At 58.4% G+C, this 17,383-nt stretch carries 20 protein-coding genes and 1 pseudogene; 18 read left to right on the forward strand and 3 right to left on the reverse strand.

All coding sequences use genetic code 11. The features are described from left to right. The 4 genes from ACUTJJ_RS21445 to ACUTJJ_RS21460 all read left to right on the forward strand — a co-directional run. Positions 1–601: transporter associated domain-containing protein (locus tag ACUTJJ_RS21445; RefSeq protein WP_445543365.1), on the forward strand; the 601-nt coding region annotated here is incomplete at its 5' end. Continuing rightward, entirely contained in the window at positions 601–1,218 is a 618-nt protein-coding gene (locus ACUTJJ_RS21450; RefSeq protein ID WP_063950371.1) for a 5-formyltetrahydrofolate cyclo-ligase, read from the forward strand. The genes ACUTJJ_RS21445 and ACUTJJ_RS21450, both read left to right, overlap by 1 nt. A 72-nt stretch (positions 1,219–1,290) precedes the next feature. Beyond that, complete coding sequence (locus tag ACUTJJ_RS21455) at positions 1,291–2,115, forward strand: TIGR00282 family metallophosphoesterase (protein ID WP_063950372.1); 825 nt, start codon at positions 1,291–1,293, stop codon at positions 2,113–2,115. Between the two features lie 112 nt (positions 2,116–2,227). Beyond that, a complete protein-coding gene (locus ACUTJJ_RS21460; protein ID WP_445543366.1) occupies positions 2,228–3,070 on the forward strand; it encodes an MBL fold metallo-hydrolase in 843 nt (280 codons plus the stop codon). A gap of 35 nt (positions 3,071–3,105) precedes the next feature. On the opposite strand, the gene ACUTJJ_RS21465 is transcribed toward ACUTJJ_RS21460, so the two are convergent. After that, entirely contained in the window at positions 3,106–3,609 is a 504-nt protein-coding gene (locus ACUTJJ_RS21465) for a pyridoxamine 5'-phosphate oxidase family protein (protein WP_063950374.1), read from the reverse strand. Between the two features lie 195 nt (positions 3,610–3,804). Here ACUTJJ_RS21465 and ACUTJJ_RS21470 point away from each other — a divergent pair, with 195 nt between their 5' ends. Next, positions 3,805–4,551, forward strand: coding sequence for a YebC/PmpR family DNA-binding transcriptional regulator (locus ACUTJJ_RS21470; protein WP_063950375.1), 747 nt, complete (start codon positions 3,805–3,807; stop codon positions 4,549–4,551). A 52-nt stretch (positions 4,552–4,603) separates the two neighbouring features. On the opposite strand, the gene ACUTJJ_RS21475 is transcribed toward ACUTJJ_RS21470, so the two are convergent. Both ACUTJJ_RS21475 and ACUTJJ_RS21480 read right to left on the reverse strand, forming a co-directional pair. After that, positions 4,604–5,605 carry an LLM class flavin-dependent oxidoreductase gene (locus tag ACUTJJ_RS21475; RefSeq protein WP_445543367.1) on the reverse strand — a complete coding sequence of 334 codons (1,002 nt, stop codon included), beginning with the start codon at positions 5,603–5,605 and terminating at the stop codon, positions 4,604–4,606. A gap of 141 nt (positions 5,606–5,746) precedes the next feature. Continuing rightward, positions 5,747–8,056 carry a methyl-accepting chemotaxis protein gene (locus ACUTJJ_RS21480; protein ID WP_445543368.1) on the reverse strand — a complete coding sequence of 770 codons (2,310 nt, stop codon included), beginning with the start codon at positions 8,054–8,056 and terminating at the stop codon, positions 5,747–5,749. 247 nt (positions 8,057–8,303) lie between these two features. On the opposite strand from ACUTJJ_RS21480, the gene ruvC reads away from it, so the two are divergent. The 13 genes and pseudogenes from ruvC to ACUTJJ_RS21545 form a co-directional block, all read left to right on the forward strand. After that, entirely contained in the window at positions 8,304–8,816 is a 513-nt protein-coding gene (ruvC, locus tag ACUTJJ_RS21485; protein WP_144576667.1) for a crossover junction endodeoxyribonuclease RuvC, read from the forward strand. Positions 8,817–8,843: 27 nt separating this feature from the next. Next, positions 8,844–9,461 carry a Holliday junction branch migration protein RuvA gene (ruvA, locus tag ACUTJJ_RS21490; protein ID WP_063950379.1) on the forward strand — a complete coding sequence of 206 codons (618 nt, stop codon included), beginning with the start codon at positions 8,844–8,846 and terminating at the stop codon, positions 9,459–9,461. Positions 9,462–9,543: 82 nt separating this feature from the next. Further along, positions 9,544–10,584 (forward strand): Holliday junction branch migration DNA helicase RuvB, encoded by a 1,041-nt coding sequence (ruvB, locus tag ACUTJJ_RS21495; RefSeq protein WP_063950380.1) that lies wholly within the window; start codon positions 9,544–9,546, stop codon positions 10,582–10,584. A gap of 52 nt (positions 10,585–10,636) precedes the next feature. Beyond that, a complete protein-coding gene (locus tag ACUTJJ_RS21500) occupies positions 10,637–10,855 on the forward strand; it encodes a hypervirulence associated TUDOR domain-containing protein (protein WP_063950522.1) in 219 nt (72 codons plus the stop codon). A gap of 36 nt (positions 10,856–10,891) precedes the next feature. Then, complete coding sequence (locus tag ACUTJJ_RS21505) at positions 10,892–11,479, forward strand: DinB family protein (protein ID WP_445543369.1); 588 nt, start codon at positions 10,892–10,894, stop codon at positions 11,477–11,479. After that, positions 11,469–11,993 (forward strand): NUDIX hydrolase, encoded by a 525-nt coding sequence (locus tag ACUTJJ_RS21510; protein WP_445543370.1) that lies wholly within the window; start codon positions 11,469–11,471, stop codon positions 11,991–11,993. Before ACUTJJ_RS21505 ends, ACUTJJ_RS21510 begins: the two co-directional genes overlap by 11 nt. Then, positions 11,990–12,526: an NUDIX hydrolase gene (locus ACUTJJ_RS21515; protein ID WP_404494829.1), complete on the forward strand. Its 537-nt coding sequence runs from the start codon at positions 11,990–11,992 to the stop codon at positions 12,524–12,526. The genes ACUTJJ_RS21510 and ACUTJJ_RS21515 overlap by 4 nt, the downstream gene beginning before the upstream one ends. Then, complete coding sequence (gene ybgC / locus ACUTJJ_RS21520; RefSeq protein ID WP_063950384.1) at positions 12,523–12,963, forward strand: tol-pal system-associated acyl-CoA thioesterase; 441 nt, start codon at positions 12,523–12,525, stop codon at positions 12,961–12,963. The genes ACUTJJ_RS21515 and ybgC overlap by 4 nt, the downstream gene beginning before the upstream one ends. A gap of 261 nt (positions 12,964–13,224) precedes the next feature. Next, positions 13,225–13,944, forward strand: coding sequence for a protein TolQ (gene tolQ / locus ACUTJJ_RS21525; RefSeq protein ID WP_063950385.1), 720 nt, complete (start codon positions 13,225–13,227; stop codon positions 13,942–13,944). 59 nt (positions 13,945–14,003) lie between these two features. Continuing rightward, the gene (tolR, locus tag ACUTJJ_RS21530) at positions 14,004–14,465 is read left to right on the forward strand and encodes a protein TolR (RefSeq protein ID WP_003506238.1); all 462 of its coding nucleotides are present in this window, start codon (positions 14,004–14,006) and stop codon (positions 14,463–14,465) included. Between the two features lie 9 nt (positions 14,466–14,474). Continuing rightward, complete coding sequence (locus tag ACUTJJ_RS21535) at positions 14,475–15,644, forward strand: TonB C-terminal domain-containing protein (protein ID WP_144576663.1); 1,170 nt, start codon at positions 14,475–14,477, stop codon at positions 15,642–15,644. A 20-nt stretch (positions 15,645–15,664) separates the two neighbouring features. Further along, a complete protein-coding gene (gene tolB, locus ACUTJJ_RS21540) occupies positions 15,665–16,972 on the forward strand; it encodes a Tol-Pal system beta propeller repeat protein TolB (RefSeq protein WP_063950523.1) in 1,308 nt (435 codons plus the stop codon). Positions 16,973–17,182: 210 nt separating this feature from the next. Then, positions 17,183–17,383, forward strand: a pseudogene (locus tag ACUTJJ_RS21545) (peptidoglycan-associated lipoprotein Pal); the annotation flags it as partial.

The raw sequence follows: 17,383 nt of genomic DNA on the forward strand, positions 1-17,383 counted from the left end.
CGATATCGAAGACACAGCGGACGAAATCCGCGAACAGTTGCGCCAGACCCAGCGCTCGCGCCTGCCGGTGCGAAACGGCGCTTCGGACGAGATCCTCGGTGTGCTTTTTGCCAAGGATGCCTTCGATGCCCTCGCTTCCGGCAAGGAACTCAATATCCGCGAACTGCTTCGTGAGGTTCCCGTTGTTTCCGACCTGACAAGTGCGGTCGACGTCATCCAGTCCCTGCGCCGTTCCACCGTGCATATGGTGCTGGTTTACGACGAGTACGGCCATTTCGAAGGCATCATCAGTTCCGGCGACGTTCTGGAAGCTATTACCGGTGCCTTCCAGGAAGAGGATGATGAAGAGCCTGCCATGGTCGAGCGCGAGGATGGTTCGTTCCTGGTTGCCGGCTGGATGCCTGCGGATGAATTCGCCGACCGCATGGGTTTCCAGATCGCCGAGGATGCCGAGTTCGAAACCGTCGCCGGTCTGGTTCTCGATGAATTCCGTCGTCTGCCGGAACTCGGCGAACACGTGACGCGGAATGGCTGGCGTTTCGAGGTTATCGACCTCGATGGGCACCGCATTGACAAGGTTCTTGTGAGCCGGGCCGCCTGATGTTCGGCGACGCTGGCGAAAAATCACGGTTGCGCGGCGAAAAACTCGCCGCGCGTGACACGTTGACGCCTTTGGAACGGCAGCAGAAAAGCCTTTCCATAACAGAACACGGTGCCACCGGCCTGCCATTTGCGCCGGGCACGGTGATTTCCGGTTTCATGCCGATCCGCTCCGAAGCTGATATCCGTCCCCTGATGGAAGCGTTGCGTGGGCGTGGTGCGCGTCTGGTGCTTCCAGTCGTGCTGGATCGGGAGACGATTGTTTTCCGCGCTTTCGATGTGGACACGCCGCTCGTGAAGACCGGGTTCGGCACGACGGGCCCGGGCGAGAACGCGCACGTTCTGGATCCCGATATGCTGCTCGTCCCACTCTCCGTGTTCGATGGCCAGGGCCAGCGGGTCGGTTATGGAGCGGGGCATTATGACCGCGCCATTGCCCGGCTTTACGAAAAGGGTAAAAACCCTGTTCTCGTTGGCGTCGCGTTCGACTGCCAGGAGGCACCCTCCATTCCCGCCGAGCCGCATGATGTCCCGCTTCATGCCGTCCTGACCGAGAGCGGTCTGCATTGGTTCTCTGCCCCGTCGTCGGTTCCGTTCAGCGGGCAAAACGCGGTTTAGCACTTTTTAAAAGATCGATTACCCGCTAGAGGGGACGAAACATCGAAACATGCGCAAGATCGGGGCGGGTGAATGAGGCTGCTTTTTCTCGGAGATATGGTTGGCAAGACAGGTCGTACGGCCGTCTGGGAACGATTGCCGGGTCTAATTTCCGATCTGAAGCTGGATTTTGTCATCGTCAACGGTGAGAACGCGGCCGGCGGGTTTGGAATCACCGAAGACATCTATCTCGAGACCATCAACGCCGGTGCAGATGTCGTAACCACCGGTAACCATGTCTGGGACCAGAAGGAAGCCGTCTCCTTCAGCGAGCGACACGACCAGTTTCTACGTCCGGCCAATTATCCCGACGGTACGCCGGGAAAGGGTTCCGGCCTGTTTTACGCCCGTAACGGCGCACGCGTGCTCGTCGCCAACATCATGGGGCGGGTCTTCATGCATCCGGAACTGGACGATCCCTTCAAATCCGCCGAGACCATTCTTGCTGCCTGCCCGCTTAAAGAGCAGGCCGATGCCATCATCTTCGACTTCCATGCCGAGGCGACCAGCGAGAAGCAGTGCTTCGGTCATTTTGTGGATGGTCGGGCGAGTTTTGTCGTCGGCACCCACACTCATGTGCCGACGGCCGACGCACAGATCCTGAACGGCGGTACGGCCTACATGTCCGATGCCGGCATGTGCGGCGACTACGATTCCTCACTCGGGATGGAGAAAGAGGAGCCGATCAACCGCTTCATTTCCAAAATGCCGAAAGGACGTTTCGAAGCCGCGAGTGGCCCAGCGACGATCTGCGGCGTTGGTGTTGAAATATCCGACCGCACCGGTCTCGCCGAAAAGATTGCGCCCCTGCGTCTTGGCCCGAGGCTTTCGGAAACTATCCCGTCTTTCTGGGTTTGAGCCCCTGAAGCGTTCACAATGACGCGAGGGGAGACGTTCCCGCGCTGTTGTCGCTGGACGCTCCGCAAAACCTGCCGCATCTTCCTAAACTTCGCAAGTTCAGGGGAGTGGCATGATGCTGCGCGTGCTAATGCTTGCAATATCCGGGCTGATCGCGTCAACGGCTGGCGCCTTCTCGCAAACGGCCAGCAGACCACCTGTCAGCCAATGCCAGGCGATCGCCAGCAACATTCCCGACGTTACCTTCGCAAGCTTCAAGTCGCCTGATATTCAATTGGCGCAGGCGACAGCGAAGGAAGAGGTGAAGATAAGCTTCATCGGTCACTCTACCTACCTCATTGAGAGTCCCGACGGGGTCACCATCGCGACGGATTATAACGGTGTCTTTCGGCCACCCGTCACGCCGACTGTGGTGACGATGAACAGGGCTCATTCCACCCACTTCACGCTTAATCCGGACCCGGCAATCCAATATGTCCTGCACGGCTGGGGCGAAGCGCCCGGCGAGAAGGCAGATCACAAGGTATTGGTCGGCGACGTTTATATTCGTAATGTTGCAACCGATATTCGCAACCGATGGGGCGATTACGAAACGTTCCAGGAGAATGGCAACTCCATCTTCATCTTCGAGGTTGCCGGACTTTGCATCGGCCATCTCGGCCATCTGCATCACGAACTGACGGACACGCATTATGCGGAAATTGGCCGGCTGGATGTGCTGATGGTGCCGGTTGACGGCGGGTTGACCATGGGGGCGGATAGCATGAGCCGGGTGGTTAAGCGCCTGCGCTCCGCGCTCATTCTGCCGATGCACCGCACCGGCCCGCCGCTGGAGCAATTCCTTGGCATGTTTGCAGGGAATTTTCAGATTGCCTATGCCGGCGATTCTGTCATTCGGGTTTCAATGAGAAACCTTCCCCGCCAGCCTCAGATACTGGTGCCAAAAGGCATGTAACTGGTGGCGGGCGAGGAAGGCCGGGGGAGCTGTGATCAGGCGAAGGTGAGGTGCTGGCGCACGCCAACGTCTGGCATTTTTTCATCCGACATGTTGGCTTTTGCGATTTCCCAGCCGAACTTGAGCTTGCTGTCGGTGGACGCCCAGATATCGGCGTCGTCGACGTGAAGCGCCAACATCACCAGATCTGGATCGCTCTTGCCGTGCTCGTACCAGGCGGCCGTGACGGAATTCCAGTATTCATCGAGCTTTGCTTTATCGTCGCGGACTTCGAGAACGCCTGACAGGCACGCGTGATAATCATGGTCCTTGCCAATGACGCAGAAATGAGCCCGAGAGCCGGACTTCAGGGATTTTACGAGGTCCGTATCTCTTTTGGAGAAAAACCAGATCGTGTTCGTCTTTGGGTCAGCGTGGGGTGCCATTGGCTGCATGTGACTGTGCAGGCCCTCTAGGCCAAGCATGCCGGCATGAACGGAATTAATTTCGTCCCAGAGCTGGCGGGCCGGGGCTTCTCTTGCTTCAGTCAGACTGACCATATGTTCTCTCCTTCCGGTTTGATCCCTCGGCGGAGAGAATTGGCGCTCTTCTCTGCCGGTTCTCCATCAAAACGAGAAGCGATTAATTCAGTTCCTTCAATTGTTACGCTAAGAGAAAGCGCCTGCGGGCTTGAACGATGCGCTTATCGCACTTATAAGGCCGGCAATCTCCAAATTTCGACAATCAGGTTATCCATGGCTGGTCATTCACAGTTCAAGAACATCATGCACCGCAAGGGCAAGCAGGACTCCGTGCGGTCCAAAATGTTTTCCAAGCTTGCGCGTGAAATCACCGTTGCTGCCAAGACGGGCATGCCCGACCCGAATATGAACCCGCGCCTGCGCCTGGCCATCCAGAACGCCAAGGCCCAGTCCATGCCGAAGGACAACATCGAGCGCGCCATCAAAAAGGCCTCAGGTGCCGAAGGCGAGAACTATGATGAAGTCCGCTATGAGGGCTATGGCCCGGGCGGTGTCGCTGTCATCGTTGAGGCTTTGACCGATAATCGTAACCGCACCGCGTCCAACGTCCGCTCCATCTTCACCAAGGCTGGGGGCGCGCTGGGCGAAACAGGTTCGGTTTCATTCTCCTTCGACCGCGTAGGCGAAATCACTTATAAGGCGGAAGTCGGCGATGCCGACAAGGTCATGGAAGCCGCTATTGAAGCCGGCGCCGACGATGTGGAATCGTCTGAAGACGGCCACACCATCATCTGTGGATTCGAGGCGATGAACGAAGTCTCCAAGGCGCTGGAAGGGGTGCTTGGCGAAGCGGAAAGCGTCAAGGCCATCTGGAAGCCGCAAAACACGGTGCCGGTCGATGAAGAAAAGGCGCAGTCTTTGATGAAGCTTATCGACAATCTCGAAGACGATGACGATGTCCAGAATGTCTATTCGAACTTCGAAGTCTCAGAAGAAGTCATGGCCAAGCTTTCAGCTTGACCTTTCGTGGCTGACGAAAAGCCCCGGTAGCGATCCGCTCCGGGGCTTTTGTTTAGGCGGCCTTCTTTATGGAGGTTCGCACGTCGGCAAAGATCTCCACGGAGCGCAGCCGCTTCTCGATATCATGGATCGGCATCGACACGATCAGCTCATCCGCCTGCGTTTCCGCAAGGAAGCCGTCGAGATGACGCTTGATCGTCTGGGGAGAGCCAACGGCCGCGAAACGCAGCGTGTGCTCGACCGAGAAACGCTCCATTTCGTTCCAGTAGTCGTCCATGCTGTCCACCGGCTTTGGAAACTGCGTTCGAACGTTGCGGCGCAGGTTCACGAATTGCTGCTGCGACGAGGTGAACAGATGCTGCGCTTCCTCGTCCGTATCGGCGCCGACGCCCATCACGCCGACCATCACATAAGGCTTATCCAGAACCTCTGAAGGCTGGAAACGCTCGCGATAGATATGGATCGCTTCCATGAGCATATCGGGCGCGAAATGCGATGCGAAGGAATAGGGCAGGCCGAGTGCTGCGGCGAGATGCGCACTGTAAATGCTCGAGCCCAGCAGCCATATCGGAACGTTCGAGTTCATGCCGGGGACTGCGAGGATGGCCTGATCAGTCTGCGGTGGGCCGAGGTAACGCTGCAACTCGACAATGTCGTGTGGGAAGTTTTCAGCGCCTGCATCAAGGTTACGGCGCAACGCCCTCGCCGTGCGCATATCGGTTCCGGGGGCACGACCGAGACCCAGATCGACGCGGCCTGGCAGCAGCGCGGCGAGTGTACCGAACTGCTCCGCGATGACGAGCGGCGAATGGTTGGGCAGCATGATGCCGCCCGAGCCGACACGGATGTGTTTCGTGGCCGCGCCGACATGGGCGATGACAAGCGAGGTCGCGGCGCTGGCAATGCCTGGCATGCCGTGGTGTTCGGCGAGCCAGATGCGATTGTAGCCGTGGTCTTCTGCCTTGATCGCCATGCGGCGGGAATTTTCAAGCGCCGCACTGACGCTCTCGCCTTCGCCAATCGGCGACAGGTCGAGAATGGAAAAAGGGATCATGCCGACACTCCTGCAATAAGTCGTTGCTGCGGATGTAAGGCGGATGGCGACATTTACCAGACAGGTCGCGCAGAATTGAAGGATGATTCAAAAAAATTGGGGCCTCCGAAGGGGCCCCGATTTTGTGCCGGCGGCTCTGTCTTAGCCGGCGCGCCTGAGTTGACTGCCGCCTCTCGCCATTGCTGCGTCAGAAGTGGAAGGCAGCACGAACTGCCCGAGCCTGCCATCCATTTCACCTGCCTCGGAAGCAAGGCTGTGAATGGCTGCCGTCGTTTCTTCCACCATTGCCGCATTCTGCTGGGTCATGGTGTCGAGGCTTGCCACGGTGCTGTTGATTTCCGACAGCGTGTGCGCCTCCTCTCGTGTGGATTCCATGATCTCTTCAATACGTGCGCTGATGGTCTGCACGTGCTTGCCGATGCCGGTGAGTGATGCGCCGGCCTTTTCCACCAGCGTGACGCCGGCGGAAACCTCGTCGGTGGAGCGTTTGAGAAGGCTGGTGATTTCCTTTGCCGCGGCGGCAGACCGCTGCGCCAACTCGCGGACTTCCTGCGCGACCACTGCGAACCCCTTGCCGGCTTCTCCTGCGCGCGCCGCTTCAACGCCGGCGTTGAGCGCCAGAAGATTTGTCTGGAAAGCGATTTCGTCGATGACGCCGATGATCTGGTTGATCTGGCGCGACGACGTCTGGATGGCTTCCATGGCGGCGATCGTCTGTTCCATCACGCGGCTCGATGCAGTTGCCTCCGCACTGGCGTCGCGCGCAATGCGCGTGGCCTGTTCGGCGCGCTCGATCTGGTCACGGACGGCCTCGGTAATCGCCTTGATGGCGCTGGCCGTCTCGGTGATGGAAGCCGCCTGTCTTTCGGTGCGCTCCGCAAGTTGATCGGCTCCTACGCGCATTTCCTCCGAGCCGCCGCGCACGGCAGCGGAATTGCCGCCAATCGCTTCCATGGTCTCGCTCAGACGGGCGAGGGCTGTGTTGAAGTTGTGGCGCAGACTCTCAAGATCAGCCGGAAAAACGGTCTCTATGCGATAAGCCAGATTGCCATTCGCCAACCGGTCAAGCCCCTCATCCAACGAATGGACGACCATCTGCAGAGTTCCGGCCTCTGCCTCCCGTTCCGCCAGATGCGCGCGACGCGCCGTTTCGGCTTCCTCTCGTGTGCGCGAAGCGGTTTCTTCCATCTCCCGCTGGAGAATGAGCTTCTCACGGAAACTGCCCAGCGCCCGCGCCATGCGGCCGATCTCGTCCTTGCGGTCCTGATTTCCGATTTCCGCATCGAGACGGCCTGCCGCTACTTCGCCGGTCAGGCCTGCAAGCTTTTCGAGTGGCGCGAAAAGACGCCGGGCGAAGAAGGCCGTTGCCGCGCACATTGCAGCCAGAACGCAAAGACCGATGACAGCGAGCGTCCCGGCAATCGAGATCGACCCGGCATTCAATTCGCTGCGCAGCATGCTTTCCACTGCAAGATATTTTTCACCCGCAAAGGAAAAGGGTCGGGCATAGGCGTTTGCCACGCCATCGGCGCGTTCGATCGTGGCGACTGTCATGCCCGCAGCGTTAAGGGCCTGCCCGTGAAATCCATAAATCGCCGGATCAAGGCTGACGAGTTTGCTGCCCTCCACACCGAGAACCTTGCCATCGGCAGAAATGATTGCGGATTGCTCGGAGCTGCCCGCCGAGACACCCTTCGTTAGGATTTGGCTGAAGACATCCTCCTTCACGCGGAAAAGAACGACGCCCTTGAAGGCGCCGAACTTGACCACGGGAACACCGAAATAAATGCCCGCCTCGTTTGTTGCGGCATCGATCCGAAGGCCGGAGAAGCTCGTCTGAGCCACATCGTCCACGGCCTTTTGGGCATTCGCAGCACCCCGCGCGAACGCGGCGCCAAGACCGCTTTCCGCCCAGACGCCGTTATTGACGGTCTCCCCGAAGGCCGCCCCCTTGAGATAAGAGTAATAGACAGTGCCGGCCGGATCGATGAAGAGCACGTCGCTGAACGGCGTTCCCTTGAGATAACCGGCTATGTCCGTCTGGGTCTTTTCATGGGTTGAATAATAAAAGCCGCTCGGGTTTTCCGGCTTGATCAGCTTTTCCCTCTCGCTGAAGGGGTTTTCCTTGACGAAAACGCGCTGAAGCTCCGCCTTGGCGTCACCAGAGTTTTTCTGAACCGTGCCCCAGCCGCTTCGCATGGAGACGACCGCCATTTGCAGGGATTCGATCTTGGCGATGGAATCCGCCTGGGTTTTCAGCTGCTCGAGACGTTCCTGAAGCATGTCGCCGCGGAAGACGAGGACGCTTTCCATGGACTTCGATGCCTGCTCTTCGAGAACGTGGCTGCTGCTCTGGTAGCCGAGAAGCGTGAGCGTCCCGGTCGAGATCGCCATCAGCGCTAAAAAAATAATCAGGACTTTGGTCGATATAGAATGAAAACGGTTGAGCATGGCCGATGCAGCCCCCAATGCCGGATCAGTTCCCGCGCCTCGGATGACAGGCGCCATTGGACGGCTGATTTGGCGAACATATTGCGCCGCGGCTCGTCATGGCCGCAGCTCCCCATTTCGTTTTTGTGGGCGAACAATGCGGTACGTGACTTAAACAGTGGTAAATGCTGCACTGCAAATATAATGAATGTTGTCGTTTTGTTCACTTATCGCTGGCAGGGTCGGGGCCAGAAAGATAAGGTACCTCATGCAAAACACGATTCGGATCATCGGCATCGACCCCGGGCTACGGCGCACCGGCTGGGGTGTCATCGACACCCTCGGCAACAGCCTCAGATTTGTCGCCTCCGGTACGGTGACGTCGGATGGTGATATGGACCTCGCCTCCCGGCTCTGCCAGTTGCATGATGGGCTGGCTGAAGTGGTACACAGCTACCGGCCGGATGAGGCTGCGGTGGAGCAGACCTTTGTGAACAAGGACGCGGTTGCGACGCTGAAACTCGGTCAGGCGCGGGGCATTGCCATGCTCGTGCCGGCGCGCGCCGGATTGCCTGTCTTCGAGTATGCGCCCAATGCGGTCAAGAAAGCTGTGATCGGCGTCGGGCATGGGGAAAAGCAACAAATTCATATGATGCTGAAAATCCTGATGCCGAAGGCCGAATTCAAGGGTAACGATGCGGCGGACGCGCTCGCCATCGCCATCTGCCACGCGCATAATCGCGGTGGTGACAGGATGCGGCGGCTTCTGGCAGCCGGTTAATTTCATTTTTAGTGAGCGGGCGGCATCATGATCGGAAAACTGAAAGGCAGCATCGAGGAAATCGGGGCGGATTACGTGCTGGTGGATGTGCATGGCGTCTGTTACGTCGCCTATTGTTCGGCGCGCACTTTGTCGAAAATCGGCTCTGTCGGGGAGGCTGTGGTGCTCTTCATCGAAACCTATGTGCGTGAAGACCAGCTGAAGCTTTTCGGCTTTCTCTCGGCGCTGGAGCGGGAGTGGTTTAACCTGTTGCAAAGCGTGCAGGGCGTGGGCTCGAAGGTGGCGCTGGCCGTTCTTTCCACGCTCTCGCCTTCCGAACTTGCCAATGCAATAGCCCTGCAAGACAAAACCATGATCTCGCGTGCACCGGGCGTTGGGCCGAAGGTGGCCGTGCGCCTCGTGACCGAGTTGCGCAATAAGGCCCCGGCCTTTGCGGGAGACGCTTCCGCCTCCATCGGGCTCAAGCAGGAGCTTGGAGAAGGTGTCGCTTCCGCGCCGGTCGCGGATGCCGTATCAGCGCTGACAAATCTTGGTTACTCTCGTGACCAGGCTGCCAATGCGGTTGCCGCTGCGCTCAAAAATGGCGGGGAGGGCGGCGATAGCGCCAAGCTCATCCGGCTCGGTCTCAAGGAGCTTTCGCGGTAAATTTCGTGAAGCGCGTTGTCGCGATAGTCATGCTATAGCGGCGACACTTGAGGAATTCGACTAGAACAATGGAATGCCCTGAATGAGCGATGCGGAGAGACTGATTACCCCGGAGAAGCGCGGCGAGGATATCGACACCACGCTGCGCCCGCAGTCGCTGGACGATTTTACGGGCCAGGCAGAGGCTCGCGCCAATCTGAAAGTGTTCATCGAGGCGGCCAAGAATCGGGGCGAGGCGCTTGATCATGTGCTCTTCGTCGGCCCGCCTGGCCTTGGCAAGACAACGCTGGCACAGATCATGGCGAAGGAGCTCGGCGTCAACTTCAAGTCTACATCCGGTCCTGTCATTGCCAAAGCGGGGGATCTTGCGGCGCTTCTCACCAATCTTGAGGAGCGCGACGTTCTCTTCATCGATGAAATCCATCGTCTCAATCCGGCGGTGGAGGAAATCCTTTATCCCGCCATGGAAGATTTTCAGCTCGATCTCATTATTGGCGAGGGGCCTGCGGCGCGGTCGGTGAAGATCGATCTCTCCAAGTTCACGCTTGTCGCCGCTACCACCCGTCTCGGCCTGTTGACCACGCCGCTGCGCGACAGATTTGGTATCCCCGTTCGATTGGCCTTTTACACCGTGGACGAGTTGGAGCTGATTGTCCGGCGTGGGGCGCGGCTGATGGGTCTGAACATGACCGACGAGGGCGCGCGCGAAGTGGCACGACGCGCGCGGGGAACGCCACGCATTGCCGGCCGGCTGTTGCGCCGCGTCCGCGATTTTGCGGAGGTGGCAAGGGCGCAGGCCGTCACCCGCGAGATTGCAGACGAGGCTTTGACGCGGCTTCTGGTCGACAATATGGGGCTCGATCAGCTTGACATGCGGTATCTTACCATGATCGCCGTTAATTTCGGCGGCGGCCCCGTGGGCATCGAAACCATCGCTGCGGGCCTTTCGGAGCCGCGCGATGCCATTGAGGACATTATCGAGCCGTATATGATTCAGCAGGGCTTCATCCAGCGTACGCCGCGTGGGCGCGTTTTGACCGGCACGGCATGGAAACATCTCGGCATGCAGCCGCCGAAGGATCTTGAGGCGGCGCAATTCCGTCTGACGCTGGAAGACGATTGAGGGAACAAGCCCGCCGCCGTTGCATTTGACCGTCTTTGGTACGGAGATGATCATGTCGGCATATCGCAAGGGTACGAAAGTGCGCTGGAAATGGGGCAAGGGAACAGCGGAAGGAAAAATCATCGAGACCTTCACTGAAGATGTCGAGAAAACGATTTCCGGCGCCAAGATTAAGCGCAAGGCAAGCAAGGACGAACCTGCCTATCTCATCGAGCAGGACGATGGCGCGAAGGTTCTGAAAAGCAAGTCGGAGCTCGAACACGCCGGTTGAAGGCGCCGCAGGGGAGGCGTCAGAAAGGGGAAGCTGATGCCTTACGATCCGCTGCGAGTTTTCCGCAAACTTGCCCGCAACAACCGTCTTGCAAATTTCAGGCTGCATCAGGCCTGCCGTCAGCTGTCTGAGGATGCGTTCGTCGCGCAGCGCGTCAGTTTCTTCCCGACCCTCAGGGCAACGCTCAATCACATTCTCATCGTTGACCGGTTTTATATCGATGCTCTCCAGGGAGGTACGCTTGGACACGCAGCCTTCGTGGTGAGCGAGCCCTACCCGACGGTTGCTGAGTTACACGAAGCGCAGACGCAGCTGGATAAAGCGTTGATTGCCTTTGTCGATGATCTCGATGAAGACGGCCTTGCCGGGATCGTTGATATACATCGGGGCGCGCGTGTGCAGCAGGATCGCTGCGATGATGTTCTCTCCCACCTCTTCCAGCATCAGACCCATCATCGTGGCCAGGCACATGCGATGTTGGCGGGCACGTCGCTCAAGCCGCCCCAACTGGATGAATTCATTGTGGGCGATGATGCAGGAGCGAGAAAAGCGGAAATGGATGCGCTAGGGTGGAAGGAAACCGATTTGATGTTTCCAGCCCGCAGGCCCAACCATGACGCATGATAACAAGCAGGACACCCGCATCCGCATCAAGTTCAAGCCGAAACGCATCTTCCAGATGCGTGTGGCGGGACTTGCATTTCGCCACGGCCACGTGCTGGTGCACCGCGCGACGCATGAGAAATTCTGGACCTTTCCAGGCGGCCGCGCCGAAATGGGCGAACGTTCCGCAGAAACGCTGGCGCGCGAGATGGTGGAAGAGCTTGGCGTTGAGGCAAAGGTTGGACGCCTTCTCTGGGCGGTCGAGAATTTTTTCCATTACGAAGGCAAGGATTGGCATGAGCTCGGGTTCTATTACCTGATGGACCTGCCGGAGGGGCTCAACTTTCATTCCACCGACATCATCCACCGGGTCCAGGACGGCGATAACGAGCTTGAGTTTCGCTGGGTGGCTGCAACCCGGAAGGCATTGACCGAGCTTGATATCCCGCCTTATTTCATCGCCGATGAAATTGAGAACCTGCCGAAGACCACCAGGCATCTCGTGTGGGACGACGGCGATCTGGACGATAAATGACCTCTGCCCCCGAACGCCATATGATCCGGTTGGATCGCAAACCGCAGCTCTTCAGCATGCGTGTGGCGGCCCTCATTTTCCAGAATGAACATCTTTTGGTACAGCGTGGCGGGAAGGACGACTATTGGGCCCTGCCCGGAGGTCGTGCCGAAATCGGCGAAAGCTCCGAGCAGACCATCGTCCGTGAGATCGGCGAGGAGCTTGATCGCACGTGTTCGGTGGAGCGCCTTTTATGGTCGGCGGAAAACTTTTTTGCCTATGACGTTTATTCGGCCCATGAGCTGGGGTTTTATTATCTCGTCTCGCTGGATCATCCCATGCCGTTCCATGACAACGATATAGTCCATCGTGTGGTGGATGGCATCGAAGTCGAATTTCGTTGGCTCCCCGCGCGCATTTCCGCGTTGATCGAGAACGACCTCCGCCCGCGCTTCATTGCAGAGCGGATAGAGGCGCTGCCCTCGCGGCACGAGCATCTGATCGTCTGCGAAGGCCGCGCTGGCGCTGCTGAAAATCCCAAGGAGACAGTATGAACGAGCTTTTGGTTTCACTTTCGGGTGAACTGATTGACCATGGTCACCGCCTGATGCAACGCGTCTATTATGAGGACACGGATTTTTCCGGCCTCGTTTACCACGCGCGTTACCTGCATTTTCTCGAGCGTGGCCGGACCGATTATCTGCGTTGCCTCGGCTGCGAACAAAGCGCGCTTCTGACCGCCGATGAGGAGGGCCTCGTCTTCGTGGTTCACCGCATGGAGATCGATTTCAAAAGCCCTGCGCGGATGGATGACGTCCTGACGATCACGACGATTACCGAGAAGGCCGGTGGCGCGAAAATGGTGCTCAATCAGGAAATTCGGCGCGGCGAAACGCTTCTTGTCGCCGCCAAGGTCATCATCGCTGTCATCAATGCCAGCGGTCGGCCAAGGCGTTTGCCGGAGACGGTTGCAGAAAAATTCCTGAAGTAATTGAGCTGTTCAACCAGTAAATCAATCCGGTGTGGCGCGGTCGTAACACTCCTTTAACCATAATGGTGTCTTACTTTAGCAACCGGCATTTGTGCGGTGCACGCCTTCCTTTCACCAAATTTATTGGCGAGTAAGGCTCACTGGCAAGTATCGGGGTATGGCAAAGGGGTTGGCGACTGCCGTCGCATAGCTTCGAGCGTTAACACGCGTTTGAATCGCCCGGTCCCGTACCGGGCGTTTGGATTCGGGGATTGGATTTTTATGGAACAGGCAGGTTTGGCAGCGGCGACGCACGATGTAAGTCTCTGGGCGCTGTTTATGCAGGCGGGCCTCATCGTGAAGCTCGTAATGATCGGACTGATCGCCGCCTCGGTCTGGACGTGGGCGATCGTCTTCGACAAATATGTGACTTTCGGCAAGGCAAAGCGCCAGTTCGACCAGTTCGAGCAGGTATTCTGGTCGGGGCAGTCGCTCGAGGAACTCTATCGCACGCTGGCGGAACGTCAGAATGGCGGCCTCGCCGCGATCTTCGTTTCCGCCATGCGCGAATGGAAGAAATCATTCGAGCGCGGCGCGCGTTCGCCCATCGGTTTGCAGATGCGTATCGACCGGGCGATGGATGTGACGATTGCGCGTGAAGGCGAACAATACGAGGCGCGCCTCGGTTCGCTTGCGACCATCGGTTCGGCTGGTCCGTTTATCGGACTTTTCGGCACGGTGGTCGGTATCATGACCTCGTTCCAGGCGATTGCCGGCTCGAAGTCGACCAACCTCGCCGTTGTGGCGCCCGGCATCGCGGAAGCGCTGCTGGCAACGGCTATCGGCCTTGTCGCGGCTATTCCCGCGGTTATCGCCTACAACAAGTTTACGGCCGACGCGCACAAGCTTTCTGCGCGTATGGAAGGCTTTGCCGATGAATTCTCCGCGATCCTGTCGCGCCAGATCGACGAAAAACTTCAGACACGGCAGGCCGCCCAATAAGCGGCCACAACTGAAACGCCGTTGAATGATTTGCCGTCGGGCAAAATGGAGTAGATGAAATGGGTATGTCAGCAGGTGGCAGCGGCGGCGGGTCCGGTGGACGCCGTGGTGGGCGCGGCGGGCGGCGCAAAGGCGGCGCAATCAGCGAAATCAACGTGACGCCGCTCGTCGACGTCATGCTCGTGCTGCTTATCATTTTCATGGTCGCTGCGCCGATGATGACGGTGGGCGTGCCGATCGATCTGCCGCAAACCTCAGCCAATGCCCTGAATTCGGACACGCAGCCGATCACGATTTCCGTGAATGCCAATGGCCAGATCCATTTGCAGGAAACAGAAATTCAGGCGGCCGAAGTGGCGGACAAGCTGCAGGCAATCGCCACGACGGGCTACAATGAACGCATTTTCGTGCGCGCGGATTCCGTTGCCGCCTATGGCGTGGTCGCGGATGTGATGGCGCGTATCCAGGCGGCCGGCTTCAAAAATATCGGCCTTGTGACCCAGCAGAAACAGGACAATTGACGTAAAGCAATGAAGGGCAGCCTTACCACATCCGCGATCGTGCATGCGTCGCTTCTGGCTTTCGCCCTTGTCTCCCTGGGCTCGCCGGAACCGCTCGACGTGTCGCAGGCTGAGGCCCTGCCGGTGGAGCTGGTGCCGATTGAGGAACTGACTCAGATTCAACAGGGTGACAAGAATGCACCCAAGGCGGAAAAATCCGCACCGGTTCCCACGACTCGTCCGGATATCATCGAAAACGCGCAGAATATTGGCAACAACACCGCCGATATCGAAGCTCCGCCGACGCCGACTGCCAAGCCTAATGATAATATCAGTGCCGCCGCTCCACCCAAGCAGGAGAAGCCCCAGCCAGTTGTCGATACTAAGGCGAACGAGGTGAAGGAAATCGTCAAGGAAGAAACCTCGGCTCCGAAGCCGCAGGAAATGGCCGCCTTGCCGCAAACTAAGCCTGAGATCACACCGCAGCCAAAGAACGAGCCGCCACCGCAGGAGACGAAAGCGGAAGAGCCGCCGCCGGCAACGCAAGAGCCGGCCGAAATCCCCGTGCCGCAGAACGTTCCCCGCCCGAATTCCCGGCCTGAGCCGCCAAAGCCGGAGGAGCCCAAGCAGGCCGAGACGAAGCCCGCCGAGCAGAAACCAGCCGAAAAACCGGCTGAGAAGAAGCCCGATCAGGCCAAGTCTACGGACAAGCCTTCGGATAAGAAACCGGGCGAGAAGAAGCAGGAAACGGCGAAATCCGCTTCATCGAAAGAAAGCGATTTCAACGCTGATGATATTGCCGCGCTGTTGAACAAACAGGCGCCTTCAGGCGGCGGTGCGAAGCGCTCGACGCAGACGGCAGCCCTCGGCGGCAAAAAATCGACCGGCGGTTCGACGCTCAGCCAGACGGAAATGGATGCGCTCCGCGGCGCGATCCAGAAGAACTGGCAGATTATTCCCGGTATGGCGGATGCTTCCGATGTGCGCGTACGGGTCACCATGAAGCTCGATCGTGACGGCACCATTATTGGCCGGCCCGAGATCGAGGCAACCGGCGGTTCTGAAGGAACACGCCGTGCACTTTCCGGCGGAGCGTATCGCGCGATCATGCGTTCTGCTCCGTTCACAAACCTTCCTGCCGAAAAATACGATGCATGGAGCGAAGTCGTCGTGAACTTCGATCCCAGTGAATTGCTATGAATGCTGAAAGGCCTGGCAACATGAAGATATTTTCGCCGATCCGGCTGGTGCTCGCTGTCGCAGCCATCATGTCGGTTTTTTCCGCACCGGCTTTTGCCCGCGTGGAAATCAACATCAACAAGGGTAATGTCGAGCCGCTGCCCATCGCCATCACCGATTTTATGTCGAGCGACGGCATCGGCGCGCAGGTTTCTGCGGTTATCGCTGCTGACCTGCAGCGCTCCGGCCTTTTTTCCCCGGTCAACAAGAACGCTTTCATTGAAAAGATCAGCAACCCGGATCAGCAGCCGCGTTTCGAGGACTGGAAAGTCATCAATGCCCAGGCTCTCGTGACCGGACGCGTCACGCGTGAAAGCGATGGCCGCCTGCGGGCTGAGTTTCGCCTCTGGGACACTTTCGCCGGCCAGCAGATGACCGGCCAGCAGTTCTTCACCCAGCCGGAAAACTGGCGCCGTGTGGCCCACATCATTGCTGACGCTATCTACGAGCGTATAACCGGTGAAAAGGGGTACTTCGATACCCGCGTCGTTTTTGTTTCCGAGAGTGGTCCGAAGACGGCCCGCAAGCGGCAGCTGTCGATCATGGACCAGGACGGTTTCAACGTCCGCAACCTGACTAACTCGAACGACATCGTCCTGACACCGCGTTTTTCGCCGAGCCGCCAGGAAGTCACCTACATGTCCTTTGAAGGCCAGCAGCCGCGCGTTTATCTTCTGCAGCTGGAAACCGGACAGCGTGAAGTCGTTGGCAATTTCCCAGGCATGACGTTCTCGCCGCGCTTCTCGCCTGACGGCCAGAAGGTCATCATGAGCCTTCAGCAGGACGGCAACGCCAATATTTACACTATGGATCTGCGCTCGCGCACCACGACACGCCTGACCAATACGTCGGCGATCGATACGGCTCCGTCCTATTCCCCTGACGGCCAGCGCGTCGCCTTTGAAAGTGACCGCGGTGGCCGCCAGCAGATTTACGTCATGAATGCCGATGGTTCCGGCCAGCAGCGCATTTCCTTCGGCGATGGTTCCTATTCCACGCCGGTATGGTCTCCGCGCGGCGATCTGATTGCCTTTACCAAGCAATCGGGTGGCAAGTTCTCGATCGGTGTCATGAAGACCGACGGTTCGGGCGAACGCATCCTGACGAGCGGTTTCCACAATGAAGGGCCGACATGGGCGCCGAACGGTCGCGTGCTGATGTTCTTCCGTCAGAACGCCGGCGCCGGTGGCCCGCAGCTCTATTCGATCGACCTGACGGGCTATAACGAACAACTCATCAAGACGCCAACATTCGCTTCGGACCCGGCATGGTCGCCGCTTCTGGACTGATATGACTGCCACAATGGCGCCGGTCTGAACCGGCGCCATCGTGTTTTAATTGATACCATAGGGAACCGTGCCTCTTTCTTGCCGCAAAGTGTTGTGAGGGAGCAAAAAAGTGGGACATTTCCTTTCTGTTAACCATAAGCGTTTGTCGGCCGTTAACCGCGATCAGTTAGTGTCCGGCAACGTTATTGAAATCCTAAGGAGAGACCGGCGATGAGCCGTACACAAACTTCGGCACTCAGCCCCATGCAGAAACTGGCCCGTAACCCGGCTGTCATCGCCATGACGCTCGCACTTGCTCTCGCTGGCTGCGCGAACAAGAAGAACATGCCGAACAGCGCCGGTGAGCTCGGCCTTGGTGGCGCGGGCTCCGCAACGCCGGGATCCCAGCAGGACTTCACGGTCAATGTCGGC

It is taken from the genome of Agrobacterium sp. DKPNP3, from assembly GCF_052686535.1.